The sequence below is a fragment of the Stenotrophomonas sp. ZAC14D1_NAIMI4_1 genome, assembly GCF_003086775.1.
Classification (GTDB): Bacteria; Pseudomonadota; Gammaproteobacteria; order Xanthomonadales; family Xanthomonadaceae; genus Stenotrophomonas.
In genome coordinates this window covers 3,411,412-3,437,232 of record NZ_CP026001.1, presented here as the reverse complement: position 1 = coordinate 3,437,232, position 25,821 = coordinate 3,411,412, and the positions used below count along the sequence as shown (strand labels likewise).

Annotated in this window: 18 protein-coding genes; 11 read left to right on the top strand and 7 right to left on the bottom strand. The window is 67.9% G+C overall.

Features of this window, described 5'->3' with window-relative positions; translation table 11 throughout:
• Positions 1-883: 883 nt before the first annotated feature.
• From mdtD to C1927_RS15825, 6 genes are all read right to left on the bottom strand, one after another.
• Positions 884-2,365 carry a multidrug transporter subunit MdtD gene (gene mdtD, locus C1927_RS15850; protein ID WP_254051491.1) on the bottom strand — a complete coding sequence of 494 codons (1,482 nt, stop codon included), beginning with the start codon at positions 2,363-2,365 and terminating at the stop codon, positions 884-886.
• 57 nt (positions 2,366-2,422) lie between these two features.
• Positions 2,423-3,505: a uroporphyrinogen decarboxylase gene (gene hemE, locus C1927_RS15845; protein WP_079222811.1), complete on the bottom strand. Its 1,083-nt coding sequence runs from the start codon at positions 3,503-3,505 to the stop codon at positions 2,423-2,425.
• Between the two features lie 26 nt (positions 3,506-3,531).
• The gene (locus C1927_RS15840) at positions 3,532-3,771 is read right to left on the bottom strand and encodes a WGR domain-containing protein (RefSeq protein ID WP_019336384.1); all 240 of its coding nucleotides are present in this window, start codon (positions 3,769-3,771) and stop codon (positions 3,532-3,534) included.
• 102 nt (positions 3,772-3,873) lie between these two features.
• Positions 3,874-4,986, bottom strand: coding sequence for a 3-dehydroquinate synthase (gene aroB / locus C1927_RS15835; protein ID WP_108747195.1), 1,113 nt, complete (start codon positions 4,984-4,986; stop codon positions 3,874-3,876).
• Positions 4,983-5,525 (bottom strand): shikimate kinase, encoded by a 543-nt coding sequence (locus C1927_RS15830; protein ID WP_079222809.1) that lies wholly within the window; start codon positions 5,523-5,525, stop codon positions 4,983-4,985. Before C1927_RS15830 ends, aroB begins: the two co-directional genes overlap by 4 nt.
• Before the next feature lie 84 nt (positions 5,526-5,609).
• Positions 5,610-6,437, bottom strand: coding sequence for a kinase (locus C1927_RS15825; RefSeq protein ID WP_108747194.1), 828 nt, complete (start codon positions 6,435-6,437; stop codon positions 5,610-5,612).
• 40 nt (positions 6,438-6,477) lie between these two features.
• Between C1927_RS15825 and pdxH the strand changes: the two genes are divergently transcribed.
• The 3 genes from pdxH (at position 6,478) to C1927_RS15810 (ending at position 8,166) form a co-directional block, all read left to right on the top strand.
• Positions 6,478-7,077: a pyridoxamine 5'-phosphate oxidase gene (pdxH, locus tag C1927_RS15820; protein ID WP_079222807.1), complete on the top strand. Its 600-nt coding sequence runs from the start codon at positions 6,478-6,480 to the stop codon at positions 7,075-7,077.
• Positions 7,074-7,541 carry an aminoglycoside 6'-N-acetyltransferase gene (gene aacA / locus C1927_RS15815; RefSeq protein WP_108747193.1) on the top strand — a complete coding sequence of 156 codons (468 nt, stop codon included), beginning with the start codon at positions 7,074-7,076 and terminating at the stop codon, positions 7,539-7,541. The genes pdxH and aacA overlap by 4 nt, the downstream gene beginning before the upstream one ends.
• 151 nt (positions 7,542-7,692) lie before the next feature.
• Positions 7,693-8,166: a DoxX family protein gene (locus tag C1927_RS15810; RefSeq protein ID WP_079222805.1), complete on the top strand. Its 474-nt coding sequence runs from the start codon at positions 7,693-7,695 to the stop codon at positions 8,164-8,166.
• A 47-nt stretch (positions 8,167-8,213) separates the two neighbouring features.
• On the opposite strand, the gene prpR is transcribed toward C1927_RS15810, so the two are convergent.
• Positions 8,214-9,797, bottom strand: coding sequence for a propionate catabolism operon regulatory protein PrpR (gene prpR / locus C1927_RS15805; protein ID WP_108747192.1), 1,584 nt, complete (start codon positions 9,795-9,797; stop codon positions 8,214-8,216).
• A 153-nt stretch (positions 9,798-9,950) separates the two neighbouring features.
• Between prpR and prpB the strand changes: the two genes are divergently transcribed.
• The 8 genes from prpB (at position 9,951) to pbpC (ending at position 25,811) form a co-directional block, all read left to right on the top strand.
• Positions 9,951-10,844 (top strand): methylisocitrate lyase, encoded by an 894-nt coding sequence (prpB, locus tag C1927_RS15800; protein WP_079222803.1) that lies wholly within the window; start codon positions 9,951-9,953, stop codon positions 10,842-10,844.
• Between the two features lie 36 nt (positions 10,845-10,880).
• Positions 10,881-12,038 (top strand): 2-methylcitrate synthase, encoded by a 1,158-nt coding sequence (gene prpC, locus C1927_RS15795; protein ID WP_079222802.1) that lies wholly within the window; start codon positions 10,881-10,883, stop codon positions 12,036-12,038.
• A gap of 97 nt (positions 12,039-12,135) precedes the next feature.
• Complete coding sequence (gene acnD / locus C1927_RS15790) at positions 12,136-14,754, top strand: Fe/S-dependent 2-methylisocitrate dehydratase AcnD (protein WP_079222801.1); 2,619 nt, start codon at positions 12,136-12,138, stop codon at positions 14,752-14,754.
• A 94-nt stretch (positions 14,755-14,848) separates the two neighbouring features.
• On the top strand, positions 14,849-15,553 hold the full coding sequence (locus tag C1927_RS15785; protein ID WP_108747191.1) for a hypothetical protein: 705 nt from the start codon (positions 14,849-14,851) through the stop codon (positions 15,551-15,553).
• Between the two features lie 31 nt (positions 15,554-15,584).
• Positions 15,585-16,763, top strand: a complete 1,179-nt coding sequence (prpF, locus tag C1927_RS15780; protein ID WP_108747190.1) for a 2-methylaconitate cis-trans isomerase PrpF — start codon at positions 15,585-15,587, stop codon at positions 16,761-16,763.
• 76 nt (positions 16,764-16,839) lie between these two features.
• Positions 16,840-18,300 (top strand): bifunctional 2-methylcitrate dehydratase/aconitate hydratase, encoded by a 1,461-nt coding sequence (locus C1927_RS15775; protein WP_108747189.1) that lies wholly within the window; start codon positions 16,840-16,842, stop codon positions 18,298-18,300.
• Between the two features lie 157 nt (positions 18,301-18,457).
• On the top strand, positions 18,458-23,380 hold the full coding sequence (locus C1927_RS15770; RefSeq protein WP_108747188.1) for an alpha-2-macroglobulin: 4,923 nt from the start codon (positions 18,458-18,460) through the stop codon (positions 23,378-23,380).
• Between the two features lie 49 nt (positions 23,381-23,429).
• Complete coding sequence (pbpC, locus tag C1927_RS15765) at positions 23,430-25,811, top strand: penicillin-binding protein 1C (protein ID WP_108747187.1); 2,382 nt, start codon at positions 23,430-23,432, stop codon at positions 25,809-25,811.
• The last annotated feature ends 10 nt before the right edge of the window (positions 25,812-25,821 follow it).

Genomic DNA, 25,821 nt, shown 5'->3' with positions numbered 1-25,821 from the left:
CAATTTTGAATATCGATATCTGACGGATTTCATCCACGCATGGCGTGGATCTACTGGAACGGCGTTCTGCTTTGGTGGGTGCCGACCGTTGGTCGGCACGGGGGCGGATCCAATTTTGAATATCGATTTCTGACGGATTTCATCCACGCATGGCGTGGATCTACTGGAACGGCGTTCTGCTTTGGTGGGGGCCGACGGTTGGTCGGCACGGGGGCGGATCCAATTTTGAATGTCGATATCTGACGGATTTCATCCACGCATGGCGTGGATCTACTGGAACGGCGTTCTGCTTTGGTGGGGGCCGACGGTTGGTCGGCACGGGGGCGGATCCAATTTTGAATATCGATATCTGACGGATTTCATCCACGCATGGCGTGGATCTACTGGAACGGCGTTCTGCTTTGGTGGGGGCCGACGGTTGGTCGGCACGGGGGCGGATCCAATTTTGAATATCGATATCTGACGGATTTCATCCACGCATGGCGTGGATCTACTGGAACGGCGTTCTGCTTTGGTGGGGGCCGACGGTTGGTCGGCACGGGGGCGGATCCAATTTTGAATATCGATATCTGACGGATTTCATCCACGCATGGCGTGGATCTACTGGAACGGCGTTCTGCTTTGGTGGGTGCCGACCGTTGGTCGGCACGGGGTCTGTCGAAATGGCGATCTGCAGGGGTAGGTGTCGACCTTGGTCGACACAGTAGATCCATGCCATGCGTGGATGAATTGATTCGAAATCTGACAGATGTGCCGACCAACGGTCGGCACCCACCAACAGCCGCGTGAACCTGCACCGCCCCGCCATCCCACGGAATGCCGCTCTTGATCTTGCTTCGGCTTCGGCTTCTGCAGGTGCAGGGCGCAGCCCTGCCGAAAAAACCTACTCGGCCACCGACTCGACCTGCCGCGGTTCCGGCCTCGTATCCGGCAACTGCCAGAAAATCATCGTCGAGGTCAGCGTGATCGCCCCCACACAGATGAACGTCGCATGCAGCGCCGCCGTCGCGCCATGGCCCTCCAGGTGCGTGCCGAACGCGGCCAGCAGGCTGCCGGCCGCCGCTGCGCCGAAACCGGCCGCGAGCATCATCACCATCGACAGCAGGCTGTTGCCGGAACTGGCGAATTCGCGGTCCAGGTCACGCAGCGTCACGGTGTTCATCACCGTGAACTGCAGCGAATTGACCGCACCGAAGAACGCCAGCTGCACCAGGCGCCAGGCCAGGTGCTGGCCCGGGGTCATCAGGATGAAGCTGGCCATCGCCAGGCCCACCAGCACCGTGTTGATCATCAGCACGCGGCGGTAGCCGTACTGCTCCACCAGCCTCACCGCCAGCTTCTTCGACACCATGCCCGCCGCCGCCACCGGCACCATCATCAGGCCTGCATGCATCGGCCCCAGGCCGAGGCCGACCTGCAGCAGCAGCGGGATCAGCATCGGCATGGCACTGCTGCCGATGCGCGAGAACAGGTTGCCGAGGATGCCGATGCGGTAGCTGGGCACGCGGAACAGCGCCAGCGAGAACAGCGGCGCGGTGGAATTGGCTGCGTGCAGCCAGTAGCCGACCAGCGCGGCCAGGCCGGCCACGGTCATCAGCATGATCAGCGCATGCGGCGTGCCCAGGCCGGAAATGCCGTCCAGCGCCAGTGACAGCACCACCATCGCAAAGGCCAGCATGATGTAGCCGCGCAGGTCGAAGCGGGTGCGGTGGCTGGCGTAGTGGTCGGGCATGATCTTCATCGCGGCGATGAACCCGATCACGCCGATCGGCAGGTTGATCAGGAACACCCAGTGCCACGAGGCGATCTCCACCAGCCAGCCGCCCAGCGTCGGGCCGATCAGCGGGCCGATCAGTGCGGGAATGGCGATGAAGCTCATCGCACGCAGGAAGTCCTCGCGCGGTACCGAGCGCATCACGGCCAGGCGGCCGACCGGCAGCAGCATCGCGCCGCCGATGCCCTGCAGTACGCGGGCGCCGACCAGCTGGTGCAGGTGCTGCGCCAGCGCACAGGCCAGCGAGCCGAGGGTGAACAGGATGATCGCGACCAGGAAGGTACGGCGGGTGCCGTAGCGGTCAGCGATCCAACCGGAGGCCGGGATGAAGGTGGCGACCGCCAGGGCGTAACTGAACACCACCGACTGCATCTGCAGCGGGCTTTCGCCCAGGCTCCTGGCCATCGCCGGCAGTGCCGTGTTGACGATGGTCGAATCGAGCATCTGCATGAAGATCGCCAGCGAGACCAGCCACAGCAGGGGGCGGAAACGGGCGTATTCGGCGGCTGATGCGGCGGTGTCGGGTGCGGGCGCGCCTGCGGGCGACGGTTCGGACATGGCGTGGGGGCCGGTGCAGCGTGGGGCCGCCATGATCGCGCAATGCAGGTCACGGCGCGATCAATGCCGCGCCGTGGCCTGTGCCGGGGTTCAGCGCTGGCTGTGCGCGTGCACCGCGTCGACCAGCACCTGCACGTGCGCCGGGTCCATGTCCGGCGACATGCCGTGGCCCAGGTTGAACACGTGGCCCTCGCGCGAACCGCCGTTGCCGGCGGCATAGGTGTCCAGCACGCGTGCGGCGGCGGCGGCGATGGCGTCGGGCGAGGCATACAGCGTGGTCGGGTCGAGGTTGCCCTGCAGGGCAACACGGCCACCGGTGCGGCGCAGCGCCTCGTCCAGGTCCAGCGTCCAGTCCAGGCCCAGCGCATCGGCGCCGGTCTGCGACAGCGCTTCCAGGTGCAGGCCGGTGCCCTTGCCGAACAGGATCAGCGGCGTGCGCTCGCTGCCTTCGCCGCGCTCCAGGCCTTCGGCAATGCGCTGCAGGTAACGCAGCGAGAACTCGCGGTACATCGCCGGCGACAGCACGCCGCCCCAGGTGTCGAACACCTGCAGGGCCTGCGCGCCGGCGGCACGCTGTGCGCCGAGGTAGGCGATGACCGCCTCGGTGGTGACGTCCAGCAGGCGGTGCAGGGCCTGCGGGTGGTTCAGCGCCATCGCCTTGATGCGCGCGAAATCCTTGCTGCCACCGCCTTCCACCATGTAGCAGGCCAGCGTCCACGGGCTGCCGGAGAAGCCGATCAGCGGCACCTGGCCGTCCAGTTCGCGGCGGATCAGGCGCACCGCGTCCATCACATAGCCCAGGTCCTGCTCCATGTCCGGCACCGCCAGCCTGGCGATCGCGGCTTCATCGCGCACCGGGTGACGGAACTTCGGGCCCTCGCCTTCGACGAAGTACAGCTCCAGGCCCATCGCATCGGGAATGGTGAGGATGTCCGAGAACAGGATGGCCGCATCCAGCGGGAAGCGGCGCAGCGGCTGCAGGGTGACTTCGCAGGCGATCTCGGGGTTCTTGGCCATGGCCAGGAAACTGCCGGCCTTGGCCCGGGTCGCGCGGTACTCCGGCAGGTAGCGGCCGGCCTGGCGCATCAGCCAGACGGGGGTGCAGTCCACCGGTTCGCGGCGCAGGGCGCGCAGCAGGCGATCGTTGCGGAGGGGGCTGGTCACGATGGGCATTCCTTGGGCGAAAGTTGGCAGCGGCGTCAGTCGCCGTGCGAAAGAATCTGGAAGCCGCGATGCAGTTCGGCATCGCGGGCCTTCTCGAAGGCATGGCGGGCTTCGTCGGCCTGCAGGAACAGCTCGCGCCGCAGCTGCGAGCGCGCACCGACGCGGCCGCTCTCGCGCAGCAGCTCCCAACCGCCGAACAGGTCCGGCTGCAGGCTCAGGCGCAGGAAGCGCGGTGCCTGCGCACCGGCATCGGGATGTTGCAGGTAGACGTGCATGGGCCCGATTGTAGCGGGGCACGGGTGACCCCTGCCGCAACGTGGTAGTGCCGGCCGCTGGCCGACAACCCCGGTAACGGCGAAGCCGGCCAGCGGCCGGCACTACCGGGCCGACAGCACCTTCAGCACCGCCGCTTCATCCACGTCCGGCACCACTTCGGCCCGGCCCATGCCACGCCACAGCACCAGGCGCAGGCGGCCGGCCACGTTCTTCTTGTCCAGCCGCATCCGTCCCAGCAGGGCCTGCGGGTCCAGCCCGGCGGGGATCGCCACCGGCAGCTGCAGCCGTTCCAGCAGGGCCTGCAGGCGCACGCGGTCGGCATCATCGGCCAGGCCCAGTGCGGTGGACAGCTTGGCGGCCAGCACCATGCCGACCGCCACGGCTTCGCCATGGTTCAGCGCATCGCGGCCCGGGGCCGAATAGCCCTGCTCGGTCTCGATGGCGTGGCCAAAGGTATGGCCCAGGTTGAGCAGGGCGCGCTCGCCCTTCTCGAACGGGTCGCGCTCGACGATGGCGGCCTTGTGCCGGCAGCTGCGCGCGATGGCCTCGGCCAGCGCGGCATCCTCACCGGCCAGCAGCGCATCGGCGTGCTGCTGCAGCCATTCGAAGAACACCGCATCGCCCAGCGCGCCGTACTTCACCACTTCGGCCAGGCCGGCACGCAGTTCGCGCGGCGGCAGGGTCGCCAGCACGCGGGTATCGGCGATGACCGCGCGCGGGGGATGGAAGGCGCCGACCAGGTTCTTGCCGGCCGGGATGTCCACGGCGGTCTTGCCGCCGACCGAGGAGTCGACCATGGCCAGCAGGGTGGTCGGCAGCTGCACGCAGTCCACGCCGCGCATCCAGCAGGCCGCCGCGAAACCGGCCAGATCGCCGACCACGCCGCCGCCGAGGGCGAACACGCAGGCATCGCGGGTGGCACCCAGCGCGGCCAATGCTTCAATGGCGCGGCCGAACTCGGCCAGGGTCTTGGAGGCTTCGCCGGCCTGCAGGACGTGTTCGCCAACGATCAGGTCCGGGCGTGCGGCCAGCAGCGCCTGCCTGACGGCAGCCAGATAAAGTGGGGCGACCTCGCTGTCGCTGAGCAGCAGCACGTGGCGGCCGCGCACGTGCGAGGCCAGCGCGGCGCCGTCGGCCTGGGCGCCGGCGCCGATGGTGATGGAGTAGGGGCGGTCGCCGCCAACGGCGACCTGCAGCAGGGCGGGGGAAGTCATGCGTTCAGGTCCTGGCGCTGCCATTGCATGGCCAGCTTGACGACAAGCTGGGCGGTGGCATCGGCAGCGGTAAACGGGTCGGTATCGAGGGTGAGGTCGGCCAGCTCGCGGTACAGCGGGTCACGCAGCGCGGCCAGATCGTGCAGCACCTGCTCGCGGTCGGGGCGCTGCAGCAGCGGCCGGCCCTTGTCGCGGGCCAGGCGTTCCAGCTGCGCGGCCACGCTTACCCGCAGGTAGACCACGAAGCCGCGCTGGGCGATGAGCGTACGGTTGCCGGCTTCCAGCACGGCGCCGCCGCCGGTCGAGACCAGCTGGCCCCGGCCTTCCAGCACGCGGGCCAGGGCCTCGCGTTCATGGCTGCGGAAGCCGGCTTCGCCGGAATGTTCGAAGATCGTGGGAATGCTGGCCCCGGCCGCATCGACGATGGCCTGGTCGACATCGACGAAGTCCAGCGTGAAGCGCTCGGCCAGGCGGCGGCCGATGCAGGTTTTGCCGGCGCCCATCGGGCCGATCAGGATCAGGTTCGGAGCAGGATTCATGCCCTCTGATCCTACCACTTCCGCACCCCCGGCCTGGCACGATGGTTGCTGTTGGAAGCATCCGCCGCAGCGCAGCGGTAGGTGTCAGCGCACCGCCTGCACCTGGCGCTGGCCATCCAGCACCACCACGTGGTCGGCGTGGTCGGGCAGGGCGCGCAGGGCCTGCCGGCTGACCCGCTCGTAGTACTGCACGAAGCGCTCCAGCTGGGGGCGGCTCATGCCGTGGCGTCCCGGCTGGGCAGCCTGCAGGTTCTGTTCCTGCTGCCAGCGCCAGCGCGGCACCACCGAGAAATCCGGCGGCTGCAGGAACCACAGGCGGTCACAGCGCTGCCACAGCGCCGGATAGTCGCGGGCCAGCGCCTGGTTGCACCAGCGCCGCCAGCGGCCATCGGCATCGGCCTCGCGTTCCAGCGCGTTCAAGGGGCTGTCCAGCTCGGCATCGTCCTGTGCGGGCGTGCCGAGGAACCAGCCTTCGAACACCAGCAGGTCCAGCGGCGCTTCCAGCGCCACCCACTGCGCTTCGGGCAGCCGCTCATCGGCCAGCTTGTCGAAGCGCGGCAGTGCCAGTGGCCGGCGTTCGGCCACCGCATCGAGCACGGCATGGGCCAGGGGCAGGTCGTGGGTGCCGGGCGGGCCGCGGGTGATCAGCAGCGGGTGGACCTGGCGGGCGAGGCGCTGCCGCTGCGCGCGGGTCAGGTAGACATCATCGATGGACAGTGCCGCCGCGTTCAGGCCGCGCGCCCGTGCACGGGCGACCACCTGTGCGGCCAGCGTCGATTTGCCGCTGCCCTGCACGCCGCTGATGGCCAATACTGGCACCGTTGCACCGCTGGCCAGCGCATCGTCCAGCGCCTGCTCGGCGAGCGCTTCGGGGAATCCTTTCACCTGGGGCATGTACGCAGCAGCAACCATGCCGCCACAATAGCCCAATCCGTGCACGAAGAAGCGAACCATGACCGACCTTTACGCCGAAGCCCTGTCCACCTTTGCCGCCCTGTTCGACGAGGCGAAGCAGAGCCGCGAGGTCGAGCCCAACGCGATGACCGTGGCCACCGCCGATACGCAGGGCCGCCCGTCGGCGCGTACCGTGCTGCTGAAGGCGTTCGATGAGCGCGGCTTCGTGTTCTACACCCATCTGGACAGCCACAAGGGCCGCGAACTGCAGGCCAATCCGCAGGCAGCGCTGCTGTTCCTGTGGCGCAGCCTGCGCGAGGCCGGCATCCAGGTGCGCATCGAAGGGCGCGTGGAGCAGGTGGCCGATGCCGAGGCTGATGCGTATTTCGCCAGCCGCCCGCGCATGAGCCAGATCGGCGCCTGGGCATCGCTGCAGTCGAAGACGCTGGCGACGCGCGAGGAATTCGACGCACGCGTGGCCGAGGTCGAGGCCCGTTTCGAAGGCAAGGACGTGCCGCGCCCGGACGGCTGGAGCGGCCTGCGCGTGGTGCCCGACCGCATCGAGTTCTGGTACGGCGCACAGTTCCGCCTGCACGAGCGCTGGTGCTACGAGGCCGGTGCGGAAGGGCGCTGGAGCAAGCGGTTGCTGTATCCGTGAATGACGCCGCGCCGACGATCCGCCAGGCCACGCCGGCCGACGCGGCTGCGTGGGCGCGTTTGCGACTGGGCCTGTGGCCCGATGCCGATGATCCGCAGGAGGCGCTGGCGCAGTCGCTGGACGATGCCGAAGGCGCGGTGTTCCTGGCCTGCCTGGCCGATGGCGAAGCGGTGGGGTTTGCCGAGGTTCGCCTGCGGCACGACTACGTGAACGGCACCGGCTCCTCGCCGGTGGGCTTTCTGGAAGGCTGGTACGTGCAGCCGCCGTGGCAGGGCCATGCCGTGGGCCGTGCCTTGCTGGTGGCGGTGCAGGACTGGACGCGTGCGGCAGGCTGCAGTGAGCTTGCGTCGGACAGCCGCGTGGAGGATGTGCACGCGCACGCTGCGCACCGCGCCTGCGGATTCGAGGAAACCGAGCGCGTGGTGTATTTCCGCATGGCGCTGGATGCCGCAACGCTTTTGTAGAGTCGAGCTTGCTCGACTGCTTCTTGCTACAGAAGTCGAGCAAGCTCGACTCTACAAGAGCGGGTTGTCGCAAATGGACCGGTTCGCTTCATCTGCGAGCAGGCCCGCAACCGGCACACTCAGATGGATGCCCTCGATTTCCGGAGTTTCCATGCCCTCCTGGCGCTGCCTGTTCGCCGTGCCTCCCCCGCGTCGCGGCGTGGAAGCCGTCCTGTTGCTGCTCGCCCGCATCGTCGCCGGGGTGATGTTCTGTGTGTCCGGCTGGAACAAGGTGTTCACCGATGCGGGACGCGAGCGGATGGTGCATACGCTGGTCGATGCCGGTATCCCATTCCCTGTGCTCAGTGCGCCGGTGCTTGGGGCGATTGAATGGATCGCGGGTGGTCTGCTGGTAGTGGGCCTGTTGAGCCGCCCCTCGGCCCTGCTGCTGGCGGCGATCTGTGCAGTGGCGGCGTTGACCGATGGCATTGCACGCATCCCTGCAGGCCTGAGCGTGCCGGATTGGCTGAGCTGGTTCTTCTACCTGAGCGAAGTGCCATTGGGCGTGCTGTTGCTGTGGCTTGCGGCAGTGGGCAGCGGCCGGTTCGCCGTTGAGGCGCGCTGGGCGCGTTCGCGCAATCTGTAGAGTCGAGCCATGCTCGACTGGGGAAAAACAGTCGAGCAAGCTCGACTCTACAACCCTTCCGCGCGCAGCCAGCGCCACAGCGTGGTGCGCGACACGCCCAGCGCCTGCGCCATGCCCTCGCGGTCATTGCGGTGCTCCTGCAGCAGCGCTTCCAGCTGCACGCGTGGCGGGCGCCTGCCGTTGCTTTCCAGTGGCAGCGCCGTCGTGCCTTCGTTCACCAGCTCCGGCGCCAGCTGCAGCAGGCGCGCGGCATCAATGAGTCCTTCGCCTGGCTGCCAGTGGATGCGCAGGCGATCCACCAGGTTTCGCAGTTCGCGCACGTTGCCGGGCCATTCGGCAGCGGTCAGCACCGCCAGTGCCTCGTCATCCAGCGGTGCGTCGATGCCGCGCAGCTGGCGGAAGAAGTGCCGGGCCAGCAGCGCGATGTCCGTACGCCGCGCACGCAGCGCGGGCAGGGCGATGCGCAGCGCGGCCAGGCGGTAATACAGGTCGCGGCGGAAACTTCCGGCGGCGGCGCGTTGCTCCAGTGACTGCAGCGTGGCAGCGACGACGCGCAGATCCACCGGCGTGGGTTCGGTGGCGCCCACGCGCAGCACTTCGCGTTCCTCCAGCACCCGCAGCAGCCGGGTCTGCAGCGGCAGCGGCAGTTCGCCGATCTCATCCAGAAACAGGGTGCCACCGTCGGCTGCCTCGACCAGGCCAACGCGGCCACCACGGCGTGCGCCGGTAAAGGCACCATCGCTGTAGCCGAACAGCTCGGCTTCCAGCAGCGATTCGCTGATTGCGCCGCAGTTCAGCGCCACGAAGCGGCCACGACGGCCGCTGGCTGCGTGCAGCTGGCGCGCCACCAGCTCCTTGCCGGTGCCGGTTTCGCCGGTGACCAGCACAGTGCTGTCATGTGGTGCATAGAGCGCGATCTGTGCGCGTACCTGCGCCATCGCATCGCTGTCGCCGAGCAGGGCATGCGCATCATTGCGCGGGGCGGCACGCCGGCGCGCGGCCGGCCGGCTGCCACCGGAGCGGGCCAGCGCCTGGGTCAGTTCCAGTGCGTGTTCGAAGGCGTGGCGCACCGAATCGGCTGAGTACAGCAGCACGCCCGGCAGGCCCATCTGTTCGGCATGGTCGATGGCCATGCCGGTGCCGACGATCACCTCGATGCCATTGGCGCGCAGGTCGGCGATGCAGTCGCGTGCATCTTCGCGGGTAACGAAGCGGCGGTGCTCGATGTCCAAGCCGAAACTTTGCTGGAAGTTGCTGAACACCGGTACGTCGCTGGCGTGGGTGACCAGGCCGATGCGCGGGGCGATGCGGCGGGCGCGGGCCAGGGCTTCCATCAGGTCGAAGCCATTCGCCTGGATCGGCACCAGTGGCAGCTCAAGCCGCCCGCGCAGCCACGCGGCATTGGAGCCGCCGGCGATCACCACGTCGCAGTGCTCGCGGCGCAGGCGCTGGCCGATCACGTCCACCGCCTCCTCGAAGCCCAGGTTGATCTGTTCGATGCGTGCGCGGCGGTCGAACTCGGGGATGACGTCGCCGAGCAGGCCGGTCAGGCGCGAGACGCTGACGGTCCAGATGACCGGGCGTCCGGGGTCGGCATCGGCATGGCGCAGGGGCGAGCGGGGCAGGTACATGGCAGCGGCAACGGGTAGCGATGTTTCATGATACATCCGTTTCAATGTTTCATTTGTTTCATTGTTGTAATGCGGTCATGCCTTTGAAATCAACCGCTTGCAGCTTGGCATGGTGCTTGCGCCTTCTCTCCCGTTCCCAACCTGGATTGCCGCATGACCGCTTCCACTCCTTCTTCCGCCGGTGCCCGCTTCCGTGAGGCGCTGGCTGCCGAATCGCCGCTGCAGGTGATCGGCGCGATCAACGCCAACCACGCCCTGCTGGCCAAGCGCGCCGGCTTCCGCGCCATCTACCTGTCCGGCGGCGGTGTCGCTGCAGGTTCGCTGGGCCTGCCGGACCTGGGCATCAACACCCTGGAAGACGTGCTGATCGACGTGCGCCGCATCACCGATGTCTGCGACCTGCCGCTGATGGTCGACATCGATACCGGCTTCGGCCCGAGCGCGTTCAACATCGCCCGTACCGTGAAGTCACTGATCAAGGCCGGCGCGGCCGCCTGCCACATCGAGGACCAGGTCGGCGCCAAGCGCTGCGGTCACCGCCCGGGCAAGGAGATCGTCTCGCAGGGTGAAATGGTCGACCGCGTGAAGGCTGCCGCCGATGCCAAGACCGATCCGGACTTCTTCCTGATCGCCCGCACCGACGCCATCCAGGTGGACGGCGTGGACAAGGCCATCGAGCGCGCCATCGCCTGCGTCGAGGCCGGTGCCGACGGCATCTTCGCCGAGGCCGCCTACGACCTGGACACCTACCGCCGCTTTGTCGATGCGGTGAAGGTACCGGTCCTGGCCAACATCACTGAATTCGGTGCCACCCCGCTGTTCAGCCGCGACGAACTGGCCTCGGCCGGCGTCGCCATCCAGCTGTTCCCGCTGTCGGCCTTCCGCGCTGCCAACAAGGCCGCCGAGAACGTCTACCAGGCCGTGCGCCGCGACGGCCACCAGCGCAGCGTGGTGGAGAACATGCAGACCCGCGAGGAGCTGTATGACCGCATCGGTTACCACGCCTTCGAACAGCAGCTCGACGCCCTGTTCGCCGCCAAGAAATAAGCAGTACCCTGCACCATCAGTTTTCGGAGGGAAAACATGAACGATACGACCGCAACCCCGACCTTCAAGCCGAAGAAGTCCGTCGCCCTGTCCGGCACCGCTGCCGGCAACACCGCGCTGTGCAGCGTGGGCCGCAGTGGCAACGACCTGCATTACCGCGGCTACGACATCCTGGACCTGGCCAACACCAGCGAGTTCGAGGAAATCGCCTACCTGCTGGTGCACGGCAAGCTGCCGACCCGTGCCGAACTGGTTTCGTACAAGGCCAAGCTGAAGTCGCTGCGTGGCATTCCGGCTGCGGTGAAGGCTGCCCTGGAAGAACTGCCGCCGTCGGCACACCCGATGGACGTGATGCGCACCGGCGTCTCCGTGCTCGGTTGCGTCGCCCCGGAAAAGGACGACCACAACCATCCCGGCGCGCGTGACATCGCCGACAAGCTGATGGCCTGCCTCGGCTCGATGCTGCTGTACTGGTACCACTGGAGCCACAACGGCCGCGCCATCGACGTGGAAACCGATGACGATTCCATCGGCGGCCACTTCCTGCACCTGCTGCACGGCGACAAGCCGCAGGATTCGTGGGTGAAGGCGATGCACACCTCGCTGATCCTGTACGCCGAGCACGAGTTCAACGCCTCGACCTTCGCCTGCCGCGTCATCGCCGGCACCGGCAGCGACATGTACAGCGCGATCTGCGGTGGCATCGGTGCGCTGCGCGGCCCCAAGCACGGCGGCGCCAACGAAGTGGCGTTCGAAGTGCAGAAGCGCTACGACAACCCCGATGAGGCCGAGGAAGACATCAAGGCCCGCGTCGAGCGCAAGGAAGTGGTCATCGGCTTCGGCCACCCGGTCTACACCGTGTCCGACCCGCGCAACAAGGTGATCAAGGACGTGGCCCGCGAGCTGTCCGAAGAACAGTCCAGCATGAAGATGTACGACATCGCCGAGCGCCTGGAAACGGTGATGTGGGACATCAAGAAGATGTTCCCGAACCTGGACTGGTTCAGCGCCGTCAGCTACCACATGATGGGCGTGCCGACCGCCATGTTCACCCCCCTGTTCGTGATCGCCCGCACCGCCGGCTGGAGCGCGCACATCGTCGAGCAGCGCATCGACGGCAAGATCATCCGCCCGAGCGCCAACTACACCGGCCCGGAAGATCGCGAGTTCGTCGCCATCGACAAGCGCGCCTGATCCACCTGCTGTACCCATCCGGCCGGCCACGTGCCGGCCGGATGCCTTCGTTGCCGCTTACACGGCACCCGGCCCGCCTCAAGTACTCCGCCAGCCCATGAATACCGATTACCGCAAGAACCTCCCCGGCAGCACGCTGGACTATTTCGATGCGCGCGCCGCCGTCGACGCGATCCAGCCGGGCGCCTACGCCACCCTGCCGTACACCTCGCGCGTGCTGGCCGAGAACCTGGTGCGCCGCTGCGACCCGGCCACGCTCAGCGATTCGCTGGCGCAGCTGATCGAGCGCCGTCGTGACCTCGATTTCCCGTGGTTCCCGGCACGCGTGGTGTGCCATGACATCCTCGGCCAGACCGCGCTGGTGGATCTTGCCGGCCTGCGTGATGCGATCGCCGACAAGGGCGGCGACCCGGCCAAGGTCAACCCGGTGGTGCCGGTGCAGCTGATCGTCGATCACTCGCTGGCGGTGGAGTGCGGTGGTTTCGATCCGCAGGCGTTCGAGAAGAACCGCGCCATCGAGGATCGCCGCAACGAAGACCGTTTCCACTTCATCGACTGGACCAAACTGGCGTTCGAGAACGTCGACGTGATCCCGCCGGGCAACGGCATCATGCACCAGATCAACCTGGAGAAGATGTCGCCGGTGGTCTACGTGCAGGACGGCGTGGCCTTCCCCGATACCTGCGTGGGCACCGACAGCCACACCCCGCACGTGGATGCGCTGGGCGTGATCGCCATTGGTGTTGGCGGCCTGGAAGCAGAGAACGTGATGCTGGGCCGCGCGTCGTGGATGCGCCTGCCCGATACCGTGGGTGTCGAACTGAGCGGCCGCCCGCAGCCGGGCATCACCGCCACCGACGTGGTGCTGGCGCTGACCGAGTTCCTGCGCAAGGAACGCGTGGTCGGCGCGTGGCTTGAATTCTTCGGCGAGGGTGCGGCGGCGCTGACCATCGGTGACCGCGCCACCATCTCCAACATGTGCCCCGAATACGGCGCCACTGCCGCGATGTTCTACATCGACGGGCAGACCATCGACTACCTGCGCCTGACCGGCCGCGAGGAATCGCAGGTGGCGCTGGTGGAGAACTACGCGCGCACCACCGGCCTGTGGGCCGATGACCTGGCTACCGCGCAGTACGAGCGCGTGCTGCGCTTCGACCTGTCCAGCGTGGTGCGCAACATGGCCGGCCCGTCCAACCCGCACAAGCGCGTGGCCACCGCCGAGCTGGCCGAGCGCGGCATCGCCGACGAAGCCAAGCTGGAAGCGGGCAAGGCCGAGCAGGCGCAGGGCCTGATGCCCGATGGCGCGGTGATCATCGCCGCCATCACCAGCTGCACCAACACCTCCAACCCGCGCAACGTGATCGCCGCCGCACTGCTGGCGCGCAACGCCAACGCGCGTGGCCTGCAGCGCAAGCCGTGGGTGAAGTCCTCGCTGGCGCCGGGCTCCAAGGCCGTGCAGCTGTATCTGGAAGAATCCGGCCTGCTGCCGGATCTGGAGCAGCTCGGCTTCGGCATCGTCGCCTTCGCCTGCACCACCTGCAACGGCATGAGCGGCGCGCTGGACCCGAAGATCCAGCAGGAGATCATCGACCGTGACCTGTACGCCACGGCCGTGCTATCGGGCAACCGCAACTTCGATGGCCGCATCCATCCGTACGCGAAGCAGGCCTTCCTGGCCTCGCCGCCGCTGGTCATCGCCTATGCCATCGCGGGCACCGTCCGCTTTGATATCGAGAAGGACGTGCTGGGCGTGGATGCCGACGGCAACGCGGTGCGCCTGAAGGACATCTGGCCGAGCGACGCCGAGATCGACGCGGTGGTGAAGGCTTCGGTGAAGCCCGAGCAGTTCCGCAAGGTGTACAACCCGATGTTCAACGTGCGCGTGGAGCATGGCGCCGCGGTCAGCCCGCTGTACGACTGGCGCCCGCAGAGCACCTACATCCGCCGCCCGCCGTACTGGGAGGGTGCACTGGCCGGTGAGCGTACGCTGGCCGGCATGCGCGCGCTGGCGGTGCTGCCGGACAACATCACTACCGACCACCTGTCGCCGTCCAACGCGATCATGGCCTCCAGCGCCGCCGGCGAATACCTGGCGAAGATGGGCCTGCCGGAAGAAGACTTCAATTCCTACGCCACCCACCGCGGCGACCACCTGACCGCGCAGCGCGCCACGTTCGCCAATCCGAAGCTGTTCAACGAGATGGTGCGCAACGACGACGGCAGCGTGAAGCAGGGCTCGCTGGCGCGCGTGGAGCCGGAAGGCAAGGTGATGCGCATGTGGGAAGCGATCGAAACCTACATGGACCGCAAGCAGCCGCTGATCATCATCGCCGGTGCCGATTACGGCCAGGGCAGCTCGCGCGACTGGGCTGCCAAGGGCGTGCGCCTGGCCGGCGTGGAAGCGATCGTGGCCGAAGGCTTTGAACGCATCCACCGCACCAACCTGATCGGCATGGGCGTGCTGCCGCTGGAGTTCAAGCCGGGCACCACCCGCCTGACCCTGGGCATCGACGGCACCGAGACCTTCGACGTGGTCGGCGAGCGCACCCCGCGCGCCGAGCTGACCCTGGTCATCCACCGCCGCGACGGCCAGGACGTGATCGTGCCGGTTACCTGCCGCCTGGACAGCGACGAGGAAGTGGCGATCTACGAGGCAGGCGGCGTGCTGCAGCGCTTCGCCCAGGACTTCCTGGAAGGGGCCAAGGTGGCGTAAGGCAGCAAGCAGCTGCCTTGTGTCGAGTTGCCGCCATGCTGGCTCCGGCCCGCATGGCGGTAGTCACGGAGGAGAGGGGCGTAGCCCCATCTGCATGGGAACGGCGTTCTACAACATCGCAGGCACGGTCAACACCGCTTTCATCCTGCTGAGCCTGTTGGGTGTGGGCGCGCAGCTGCGGCTGGTGCGCCGCCGCCGGGAACGTGCGGGCGCGTCTGACAGCGCCACTGCGGTGCTTTCGCTGAACCAGTTCACGGTCAGCTTCCTGGCCTACCTTTCCTTCTTCGTCTATGGCTACAGCATCACGCCGTTCAATCACTTCATTGTCTGGCCGCGCTTGCTCGCGTCGGTGCTGGTCATGGCCATCCTGGTGGAGATATGGCGCGACCGCCGGAGCCGCTCCGCTGCGACCAGCGTGCTGACAGCCGCCCTGCTGTTGCTCTGCGCACTGGCCGGCCTGGCCTGGGGTGACCGGCATGTGGATGAGGGCAGAGTAGTTGCCAGCGCGATGATCGTGGTCATCACCGCCTTGCTGGCGCAGGGCTACGCGCACCAGATCCTGCTGATCCTGCGCAATGGCCACACCGGTGCCGTGTCGCTGCGGATGAGTCAACTGATCCTGCTGATGGACCTGTCCACGATCGTATTTGCCTTCGCCATGGGCCTCCGGATGGGATGGCCGTTGCTGTTGCTGGCCGTGGTGAGTGGAAGTACCAAACTGGCCATCCTGTATCTGTTCCGCTGGCAGCAAGGGACGTCCGCCGCGGATCGCCGTCGGCAGCAGGTTCAACCAGCGTAATGCGTGTGTTCCTCACATAATCGAGAATTCCATGACCTTCCTTCCCCAACTCCGTATTCCAGCCACCTACATGCGCGGTGGCACCAGCAAAGGCGTGTTCTTCCGCCTGCAGGACCTGCCCGAAGCCGCGCAGGTGCCTGGCGCCGCGCGTGATGCACTGCTGATGCGCGTGATCGGTTCGCCTGATCCGTATGGCAAGCACACCGACGGCATGGGTGGCGCCACCTCCAGCACCAGCAAGTGCGTGATCATTTCCACCGCCTCGGTGCCCGACCACGACGTGGATTATCTGTACGGCCAGGTGTCGATCGATACCGCCTTCGTCGACTGGAGCGGCAACTGCGGCAACCTCAGCACCGCCGTCGGCCCGTTCGCGATTGCCAACGGCCTGGTGGATCCGGCCCGGGTGCCGCGCGATGGCCTGTGCACCGTGCGCATCTGGCAGGCCAACATCGGCAAGACCATCATCGCCCACGTGCCGATGCGCGACGGAGAAGTGCAGGAGACCGGTGATTTCGAGCTGGACGGCGTGACCTTCCCGGCGGCCGAGATCCAGCTGGAGTTCATCGATCCGTCCGACGACGGCGATGCCGGTGCGATGTTCCCCACCGGCAACCTGGTCGACACCCTGGACGTGCCGGGCGTGGGCAGCTTCGAAGTGACCATGATCACCGCAGGCATCCCGACCATCTTCCTCAATGCCGCCGATCTGGGCTACACCGGCACCGAGCTGCAGCCGGCCATCAACGAGGACAAGGCGGCGCTGCAGAAGTTCGAGACCATCCGCGCCCATGGCGCGCTGCGCATGGGGCTGATCTCGAAGCTGGAGGATGCGGCTACCCGCCAGCACACGCCGAAGGTGGCGTTCGTTGCGCCGGCGCAGGATTACGTGTCGTCCAGTGGCAAGGCCATTCCGGCGTCGGCCATCGACCTGCACGCACGGGCGCTGTCGATGGGCAAGCTGCACCACGCGATGATGGGTACCGCAGCGGTGGCCATCGGTACCGCGGCGGCCATTCCGGGCACGCTGGTCAATCGCGCGGCCGGTGGTGGCGAACGCGAGGCGGTGACCTTCGGCCATCCGTCCGGCGCGCTGCGCGTGGGTGCGCAGGCCGGGCGCGTTGACGGCCAGTGGACGGTGACCAAGGCCATCATGAGCCGCAGCGCCCGCGTGTTGATGGAAGGCAAGGTGCGGATACCGGCCGAATGATGCGTTGGTAATCGCCAACCAAGGTTGGCGACTACCGGGGCGCGGCCAACCGTGCACCGCAACGAGGAGAACCACGATGTCCAACAGCCAGCCCCCCTCCAACGAGCGTGCAGCGTGGGATGCGCTGCTGCTGGGCATCGTCGATTACGTGCGCGACGCGCGCATTGAATCCCCCCTGGCGTTCGAGACGGCGCACCACTGCCTGCTCGACACCCTGGGCTGCGGCCTGGAAGCCCTGTCGTTCCCGGCCTGCAGCAAGCTGCTGGGCCCCCTGGTGCCAGGCATCCATGTGGTGAATGGCGCGCGGGTGCCGGGCACCCACTACGAGCTCGACCCAGTGCAGGCGGCCTTCAACATCGGCGCGATGGTGCGCTGGCTCGATTTCAATGACACCTGGCTGGCAGCCGAATGGGGCCATCCGTCGGACAACCTCGGCGGCATCCTCGCCGTCTGCGACTGGCTGGGGCGCAACGCGCTGGCCCTGCGGCGGCCGCCACCGACCGTGCACGTCGTGCTGCAGGCGATGATCAAGGCGCACGAGATCCAGGGCGTGCTGGCGCTGCAGAACTCCTTCAACCGGGTCGGGCTGGACCATGTGGTGCTGGTCAAGGTGGCCACCACGGCGGTGGTCGCGCACCTGCTCGGGCTGGACCGTGAGCGCATGCTCAATGCGCTGTCGCTGGCCTGGGTGGATGGCCAGGCGCTGCGCACCTACCGGCATGCGCCCAACACCGGCTCGCGCAAGAGCTGGGCGGCCGGCGATGCCACCAGCCGTGGCGTGCGCCTGGCGCTGATGGCAGCCAGCGGCGAAATGGGCTACCCCAGCGCGCTCAGCGCACCGGTCTGGGGTTTCGAGGCGGTATCCATGCACGGCCAGGCACTGACGCTGGGGCGACCGCTGGGCAGCTATGTGATGGAGAACGTGCTGTTCAAAATCAGCTACCCGGCCGAGTTCCACGGCCAGACCGCCGTGGAGGCGGCGATCACGCTGCACCAGCAGCTGCGTGCAGCGGGGCGGCGGGTCGAGGACATCGCGCGCATCGACATCCGCACCCAGGAAGCGTGCATCCGCATCATCGACAAGCAGGGGCCGCTGCATAACCCGGCCGACCGCGATCACTGCGTGCAGTACATGGTGGCCATCGCGCTGCTGCACGGGCGGCTGGTGGCCGAGGATTACGAGGACGACATGGCCGCCGACCCGCGCATCGACGCGCTGCGGGCGAAGATGACCTGCCGGGAAGACCCGCAGCTCAGCGCGGACTATCTGGACCCGGACAAGCGCAGTATCGCCAACGGGTTGAGCGTGCGCTTCACCGATGGCAGCGAACTGCCGGAGGTACTGGTGGAGTATCCGCTCGGCCACGCACGGCGCCGGCAGGAGGGCATCCCGCTGCTGATGGACAAGTTCCGCCGGCACCTCGCGCACCGCTTCCCGACCGCCCAGCAGCAGCGCATCCTGGCGGCCTCGCTGGACCCGGTGGCGCTGGCCGCGATGCCGGTGACGGACTACGTGGACCTGTACCTGCCGGGGTGACGCCGCTCTGGTAGATGCCAACCTTGGTTGGCATGGCGAGCGCCAACCAGGGTTGGCGGCTACCGGGTTCCGGTCGGGACCGGGTTTCCGACCGCCGGGGCGTCAACACCTTGACGCGGCGCGCCTATAATGTCCGCCTCGATCAAGGAGTGACGACATGAGCGGTCCGGCACGGCGGAAGCGGTGGGGTTGGGCGGCGGCTGTACTGGCAGGAGGCCTGTTGCTGGGTCTGGCCGGCTGTCGCAATGACAACGGGCAGCTGCCCAAGGCCAGCGGCGAAGCCATCGCCACCAAGGCCGAGCAGGTGAAGGACTTCACCCTGCTGCGCGCCTACCCGGACCAGAAGAGTGAGGGCCTGTCGCTGGCGCTGGAGTTCTCGCGCCCGCTGGTCGGCACCCAGGACTTCGACAAACTGGTGCACTTCGAAGAGAAGGTCGGCAACGACGACAGCAGCTGGACCCTGTCCGACGACGGCCTGACCCTGCGCTACCCCTTCGTTGAAGCCGGCAAGGAATACAGCCTGGTCGTCTCCGAAGACCTGCTGGCCGCCGACGGCAGCCGCCTGGGCAAGGAACTGAAGCAGAAGGTGTTCAGCGGTGAGCTGAAGCCGGTGGCCGGTTTCGCTTCGCAGGGCAGCGTGCTGCCGGCCAAGGACAGCCGTGGCCTGCCGGTGGTCTCGGTGAACGTGCCCGAGGTCGACGTCGAGTTCCTGCGCGTGCGCGAGAAGGACCTGCCGACCTTCTTCAGCCAGTACCAGCGCGGCGGCCGCCGCGGCAGCTGGGAACTGAGCAGCGACTACGAGCGCAGCCCGATCAACCAGCTGGCCGAGCCGGTCTACGTCAACCGCTTCATCCTCGGTGGCAAGCAGAACGAGCGGGTGCTGACCTACCTGCCGACCCAGGACATCAAGGAGCTGCAGGAGCCGGGCCTGTACTTCGCCCTGCTCAAGCGCACCGGTGACTACGAAGGCGAGTTCGATACCGCGTTCTTCTCGGTCAGCGACATCGGCCTGCATACCCGCGCCTACAAGGACAAGCTGTTCGTCCATACCGCCGCACTGAAGGACGGTGCGGCGCTGAAGAACGTCGAGCTGCGCGTGCTCGACGCCAAGGGCGAGGTGGTGCTCAAGGGCAGCACCGACGGCAACGGCAATGCGCTGCTGAACTACACCCTGGATGCCACCCACGTGCTGGTGGCCAGCAGCGGCAAGGACACCAGCTTCCTGCCGTTCAACCAGCCCGCGCTGGACCTGAGCGAATTCGCCGTGGCCGGCCGTGACAACGCCTGGTTCGACGTCTACGCCTGGTCAGGCCGCGACCTGTACCGCCCGGGTGAAACCGTGCGCCTGTCGGCCCTGCTGCGTGACAACGACGGCAAGCCGGTCGGCGGGCCTGGTAAAAGCGTCCAACCGCTATTCCTGCGCCTGAAGCAGCCCGACGGCAAGACCTTCCGCGAGACCCGCCTGCAGCCCGGTGACCAGGGCTACATCAACTTCGAGCAGACCATCCCCGCCGAGGCGCCGACCGGGCGCTGGCAGGTCGAGTTCCGCACCGACCCGGCCAGCAAGGAAGCGATCCAGGGCATGACCCTGCGCATCGAGGAGTTCCTGCCCGAGCGCATGAAGCTGGACCTGGACAGCGCGCAGAAGACGCTGAAGCCGGGCGAGGACCTGCGCCTGCAGGCCAACGGCGCGTACCTGTATGGCGCGCCGGCCGATGGCAACCGCTTCACCGCACGCATGGCGGTGGCCGCCGAGCAGAAGCCGGTGGAAGGCCTGCCGGGCTATTTCTTCGGTGACCCGACCCTGCAGCTGCCGCGCGAAGCCAAGGACGTGGTCGATACCACGCTGCCGGCCAATGGCCAGCTGCGCGAAGACGTGGCCCTGCCGGAAGAGGCGGCCAAGGCCAAGGCGCCGATCGCCGTGGTGCTGTCGGGCAGCCTGTATGAAACCGGTGGCCGCACCGTCACCCGCACCCTGAAGCGGGTGATGTGGCCGGCCAATGCACTGGTCGGCGTGCGCCCGTTGTTCAACCCGGACGACGGCGCCGATGCCAACGGCAACGCGCGCTTCGAACTGATGCGCGTGGATGCCGCTGGCAAGCCGCAGCCGGCCAAGGGCCTGAAGGTGACCCTGGTGCGCGAGCTGCGCGACTACCACTGGACCTTCAACGACAACCGCTGGGACTACGATTTCACCCGCCGCTTCGAGAACAAGGACACCCGTACCGTCGATGCCGGCAGCAGTGCGGTCGCCTTCGATTTCGCGGTGGAGTGGGGCGAATACCGGGTGGACGTGTTCGATCCGTCCACCGGCCTGACCAGCCGCTACCCGTTCCGCGCCGGCTGGAGCTGGGGCGATGACAACCGCGGCCTGGATGCACGCCCGGACAAGGTCAAGCTGGGCCTGGACAAGACCGGCTACAAGGCCGGCGATACCCTGCAGGTGACGGTGACCCCGCCGCACGCCGGCAAGGGCGTGCTGATGGTCGAGACCGACCGCATGCTGTACGTGCAGGAGATCGACGCCAAGCCGGGTGCCACCTACAAGATCCCGGTCACCGCCGAGTGGGAGCGCCACGACGTCTACATCACCGCGCTGGTGTTCCGCGGTGGCAGTGCGCCCAGCAAGATCACCCCGGCCCGCGCCGTGGGCGTGGTACACGTGCCGATGGACCGCAAGGCACGCACCGTGGCCGTGGGCCTGGTCGCACCGAAGCAGATGCGCCCGGAACAGGACCTGCCGGTGACGGTGAGCGCACCGCAGCTGGCCGGCAAGACCGCGCACGTCACCGTTTCGGCGGTGGACGTGGGCATCCTCAACATCACCCGCTTCCCGGTGCCCGATGCCGGCGCACACTTCTTCGCCCAGCGTCGCCTCGGCATCGATGCCTACGACATCTACAGCCGGGTGATCGAGAGCTTCGACGGCAGCAGCGGCAAGCTGAAGTTCGGCGGCGACATGGCCCTGCAGGCACTGCCGCAGGCCAAGCGGCCGACCGCGCGCGTGCAGACCGTGGACCTGTTCTCCGGCCCAGTGCAGCTCGACGCCAAGGGCAATGCGCGCATCCGCCTGAAGGTGCCGGACTTCAACGGCACCCTGCGCGTGTCGGCGCTGGTCTACAGCGATGACCAGTACGGCAAGCGCGATGTGGAAACCATCGTGCGCGCGCCGATCCTGGCCGAGGCCAGCATGCCGCGCGTGCTCGCCCCGGGCGACCGCAGCACCGTCACCCTGGACGTGCAGAACTTCACCGGCAAGCCCGGCCAGTTCAACGTGCAGGTGGACACCGAGGGTCCGCTGAGCCTGGGCGAGGGCAGCCGCAACGTGCAGCTCAACGCAGATGCCAAGACCACGCTGAGCTTCCCGTTGTCGGCCCGCGAGGGCAACAGCGTGGCCAAGGTACGGGTGCGCGTGGATGGCAACGGCTTCAAGGCCGACCGCCGCTACGAGCTGCCGGTGCGTGCGGCGTGGCCGCAGGTGATCCGTTCGCAGGTGCGCACGCTCGATCCGCTGGCTGCGGTCAGCCTGGACGGCGGCCTGGCCGATGGCCTGATGGCCGAGTCGGTCAATGCCCGCCTGCTGGTCAGCCCGCTGCCGCCGATCCCGTTCGCCAGCGCCCTGCAGGGCGCGCTGAACTACCCCTACGGCTGTGCCGAGCAGACCACCAGCAAGGGCTACGCCGCGCTGATCCTGGACCAGGCCACTTCGTCGATGCTCGGCACCGACGGACTGGATGCCAAGACCCGCCGCGAGCGCATGGAAGGCGCGTTCGGTCGCCTGGCGTCGATGCAGGTGGCCAACGGCAACTTCTCCATGTGGGGCGACGATGGCTACGTGAACCCGTGGCTGACCCCGTACATCACCGAGTTCCTGCTCGATGCCAAGGACGGCGGTTTCGCCGTGCCGGACAACGTGCTGCAGAAGGCGCTCAACCGCCTCAGCGAGGACCTGCTGTCCGGTGGCAACCAGTTCTACGGGCAGGATGACCGCGAGAAGCTGAAATTCGCCAACCAGGCGTATTCCGGCTACGTGCTGGCCCGCGTCAACCGTGCCCCGCTGGGTACCCTGCGCACGCTGTATGACAACGAGCGCAGCAAGGCGGTCGGCGGCCTGTCGCTGGTCCACCTGGGCGTGGCGCTGTCCCTGCAGGGCGACGCCAAGCGCGGCCAGGCGGCGATTGCTGCCGGCTTCGCCAAGTCCAGCAGCGAGCGCCCGTCGTACTTCGGCGATTACGGCAGTGCCATCCGTGACGACGCGCTGATGATCGCGCTGACCCACGAAAACAAGCTGGCCAAGCCGGCCTGGGATGCGCGTGCGGTCGATCTGGGCCGTGGCCTCGATGCCCGCCGCAATGCCGGCTGGATGTGGCTGAGCACCCAGGAGCAGGTGGCCATCGCCCGCCTCGGCAAGGCCCTGGCCGCCAACCAGAAGGCCCTGGTGGCCGGTGAACTGGTGATCGGTGGCAACAGCGAGGCCATCGGCGAGCGCAAGCTGTTCGGTCGCAACTTCACCGGCAGCGAGCTGGCCAGTGGCGTGCGCTTTACCCCGCAGGGCGAGCCGCCGATGTTTGCCAGCATCGACGTCGCCGGCATCCCGCGCACCGCGCCGGCACCGGACAACAGCGTGCTGGGTGTCGAGCGCAGCTACTTCGGTACCTATGGCAAGCCGTGGACGCCGCGACCGCTGAAGGAAGGCGAAGCACTGATCGTGCGCATCACCATCAGTGCCGATACGCAGATGCCCGATGCACTGCTGACCGACCTGCTGCCGGCCGGCCTGGAGATCGAGAACTTCAACCTGGGCGATGCCAAGCAGTGGGCCGACGTGGTGGTCGATGGCATCACCATCAGCGACCGCAGCTCGGCCGCCGACACCAAGCACGAGGAATTCCGCGACGACCGCTACGTGGCCGCGCTGAAACTGTCGCGCGGTGGCAAGGCGAACGTCTTCTACCTGGTGCGTGCGGTGACCCCGGGTACCTACTCGGTGCCGCCGCCGCTGGTGGAAGACATGTACCGGCCGCAGCTGCGCGGCGTGGGCCGCAGCAACCCGACCACGATCACGGTGGTCCAGCCGTGACCGTGCGGACGGGCCGCGACGGCGCGGCCCGTCCCACTGGCACGCTGCAATGAAGATCGAGTGGACGACCCGGCGGGCGGCCCTGCGCCGCCGGCTGCAACCGCTGTGGCCCTGGCTGCGCTGGGGCACGGCAGGGCTGCTGGTACTGCTGCTGGTCCTGGATTTCGTTTTCCCGCCGCCGCTGCCCAGGCAGCGCGACACCAGCACCCTGGTGGTGGCCGCCGACGGCAGCCCGCTGCGCGCGTTTGCCGATGGCGATGGCGTGTGGCGCTACCCGGCCTCGGCCGACAGCGTTTCGCCGTTGTACCTGCAGGCACTGCTGACCTACGAAGACCGCTGGTTCTGGAAACACCCGGGCATCAACCCGCTGGCGATCCTGCGTGCCAGCGGCCAGCTGCTGCGTGGCGGCCGCATCGTGTCGGGCGGTTCAACGCTCACCATGCAGGTGGCGCGCATCCTTGATCCGCACTCGCGCACGCCGTGGGGCAAGCTCAAGCAGATGCTGCGCGCGGTGCAGCTGGAAGTACACCTGAGCAAGGCGCAGATCCTCGCGCTGTACCTGGAACGCGCGCCCTACGGCGGCACCATCGAGGGCGTGGAAGCGGCCAGCTGGGCCTACCTGGGCAAGCCGGCCACGCAACTGTCGCACGCCGAGGCTGCGCTGCTGGCGGTACTGCCGCAGGCGCCCAGCCGGCTGCGCCCGGACCGCCACCCGGAAGCGGCGCAGAAAGCGCGCGACAAGGTGCTGGCGCGCATGGCCGAACTGGGCGTGTGGACGCCGGAAGAAGTAGACGATGCGCGCATCGAGAATGTGGTCGCGCGGTCGCTGCGGCCGCCGATGCATGCGGCGCTGCTGGCGCAGCGGCTGCATTCGGCACACCCGGGCCAGGCGCGCATCCAGAGCAGCATCGACCTGGACCTGCAGCGCACGCTGGAAGAGCGCGTGGCCAGCTATTTCTCCACGCTGCCCGAGCGCACCTCGGCTGCGCTGCTGGTGGTCGACAACCAGACCCTGCAGGCCCGTGCGTATGTCGGCACGCTGGCCTTCGGTGACCGCCAGCGCCTGGGCCACGTCGACATGGTGCAGGCCTGGCGCTCGCCGGGCTCCACGCTCAAGCCCTTCCTGTACGCCATGGCGCTGGACGATGGCCTGATCCATTCGGAAAGCCTGCTGGTGGATGCGCCGCAGAGCTTCGGCAGCTATCGGCCGGGCAACTTCGACGAGGCATTCAACGGTCCCGTCAGTGCATCCAGCGCGCTGCGCCTGTCGCTCAACGTGCCAGCGGTGGACCTGCTGCAGCGGGTGGGATCGGCGCGCTTCGCCGCGCGCCTCTCGCACGCGGGCATCCAGCTGCGCTTCCCGCCGGGCAGCTCGCCCAACCTGTCGCTCATCCTCGGCGGCACCGGTGCGCGGCTTGAGGATCTGGTCGGCGCCTTCGCTGCGCTCAACCGCAACGGCATTGCCGGGCGTGTGCGCTACAGCGATGACGATCCGATGATCGAGCGGCGCCTGTCCTCGCCCGGGGCCAGCTGGATCGTGCGCGAGATGCTCGAGTCCAACCCGCGCCCGGGTTATGGGGTGGGCACGTTCGACGTCGGTGGACGCCCGCGCGTGGCCTGGAAGACCGGTACCAGCTATGGCTACCGCGATGCCTGGGCGATCGGCAGCACCCGCCACTACACGGTGGGCGTGTGGGTGGGCCGGCCCGATGGCACGCCGCTGCCGGGTCAGTACGGCGCGGTGACGGCGTTGCCGCTGATGTTCGAGGTGGTCGACAGCCTGCCGCGCCAGCCCGGCGATGCCGCTGCTGCACCGATGCCGGCCAGCGTCAGCCGCGCCGACGTGTGCTGGCCCACCGGCGAACTGGCCGGGTCATTGCCGGCCACGCTGTGCCAGCGGCGCATGACGGCCTGGCTGCTGGACGGTGGCGTGCCGCCGACCTTCCCCGAACGTGAGGCGCGGCGCTGGCAGCCGGGCCGGCAGCGCTACATCGCCGATGCGCGCACGGGCCAGCGGCTGTCCGCCGACTGCAGTGCGCCGCACCAGGAAGTGGAACGCGAGATCGCGCGCTGGCCGGCGTTGTTGTCGCCGTGGCTGCCCAAGGCCACGCGCGATGCATCGCAGTTGCCACCACTGGCCGCCGACTGCCGCGACGATGGCCGCGAAGCGAGCGTGGCCCTGCACGTGGATGGCCTCAATGATGGCGCCGCGCTGGCGCGCGCACCCAATGCCCAGCACGGCGTGCGCCTGCAGCTGCGCGCGCTGGGCAGTGAACAGGCGGTGGACTGGCTGCTGGATGGCCGCTGGATCGCCCGCACCCAGGGGGCGCAGCTGATGCAGCGCGAGTTCGCCGACCCGGGCGCGCATACGCTGACCGCGCTGGCGACCGATGGCGCGTGGACGCAGGTGAGGTTTACGGTGATTCGTTGACGCCGGGCAT

Coding starts and splice junctions, on each gene's coding strand:
- prpC (WP_079222802.1), top strand. CDS start 10,881: ATGAACGATACGACCGCAACCCCGACCTTCAAGCCGAAGAAGTCCGTC.
- hemE (WP_079222811.1), bottom strand. CDS start 3,505: ATGCCCATCGTGACCAGCCCCCTCCGCAACGATCGCCTGCTGCGCGCC.
- mdtD (WP_254051491.1), bottom strand. CDS start 2,365: ATGGCGGCCCCACGCTGCACCGGCCCCCACGCCATGTCCGAACCGTCG.
- prpB (WP_079222803.1), top strand. CDS start 9,951: ATGACCGCTTCCACTCCTTCTTCCGCCGGTGCCCGCTTCCGTGAGGCG.
- C1927_RS15825 (WP_108747194.1), bottom strand. CDS start 6,437: ATGGTTGCTGCTGCGTACATGCCCCAGGTGAAAGGATTCCCCGAAGCG.
- prpF (WP_108747190.1), top strand. CDS start 15,585: ATGACCTTCCTTCCCCAACTCCGTATTCCAGCCACCTACATGCGCGGT.
- pbpC (WP_108747187.1), top strand. CDS start 23,430: ATGAAGATCGAGTGGACGACCCGGCGGGCGGCCCTGCGCCGCCGGCTG.
- pdxH (WP_079222807.1), top strand. CDS start 6,478: ATGACCGACCTTTACGCCGAAGCCCTGTCCACCTTTGCCGCCCTGTTC.
- C1927_RS15830 (WP_079222809.1), bottom strand. CDS start 5,525: ATGAATCCTGCTCCGAACCTGATCCTGATCGGCCCGATGGGCGCCGGC.
- aroB (WP_108747195.1), bottom strand. CDS start 4,986: ATGACTTCCCCCGCCCTGCTGCAGGTCGCCGTTGGCGGCGACCGCCCC.
- acnD (WP_079222801.1), top strand. CDS start 12,136: ATGAATACCGATTACCGCAAGAACCTCCCCGGCAGCACGCTGGACTAT.
- prpR (WP_108747192.1), bottom strand. CDS start 9,797: ATGTACCTGCCCCGCTCGCCCCTGCGCCATGCCGATGCCGACCCCGGA.
- C1927_RS15775 (WP_108747189.1), top strand. CDS start 16,840: ATGTCCAACAGCCAGCCCCCCTCCAACGAGCGTGCAGCGTGGGATGCG.
- C1927_RS15840 (WP_019336384.1), bottom strand. CDS start 3,771: ATGCACGTCTACCTGCAACATCCCGATGCCGGTGCGCAGGCACCGCGC.
- C1927_RS15770 (WP_108747188.1), top strand. CDS start 18,458: ATGAGCGGTCCGGCACGGCGGAAGCGGTGGGGTTGGGCGGCGGCTGTA.
- C1927_RS15785 (WP_108747191.1), top strand. CDS start 14,849: ATGGGAACGGCGTTCTACAACATCGCAGGCACGGTCAACACCGCTTTC.
- C1927_RS15810 (WP_079222805.1), top strand. CDS start 7,693: ATGCCCTCCTGGCGCTGCCTGTTCGCCGTGCCTCCCCCGCGTCGCGGC.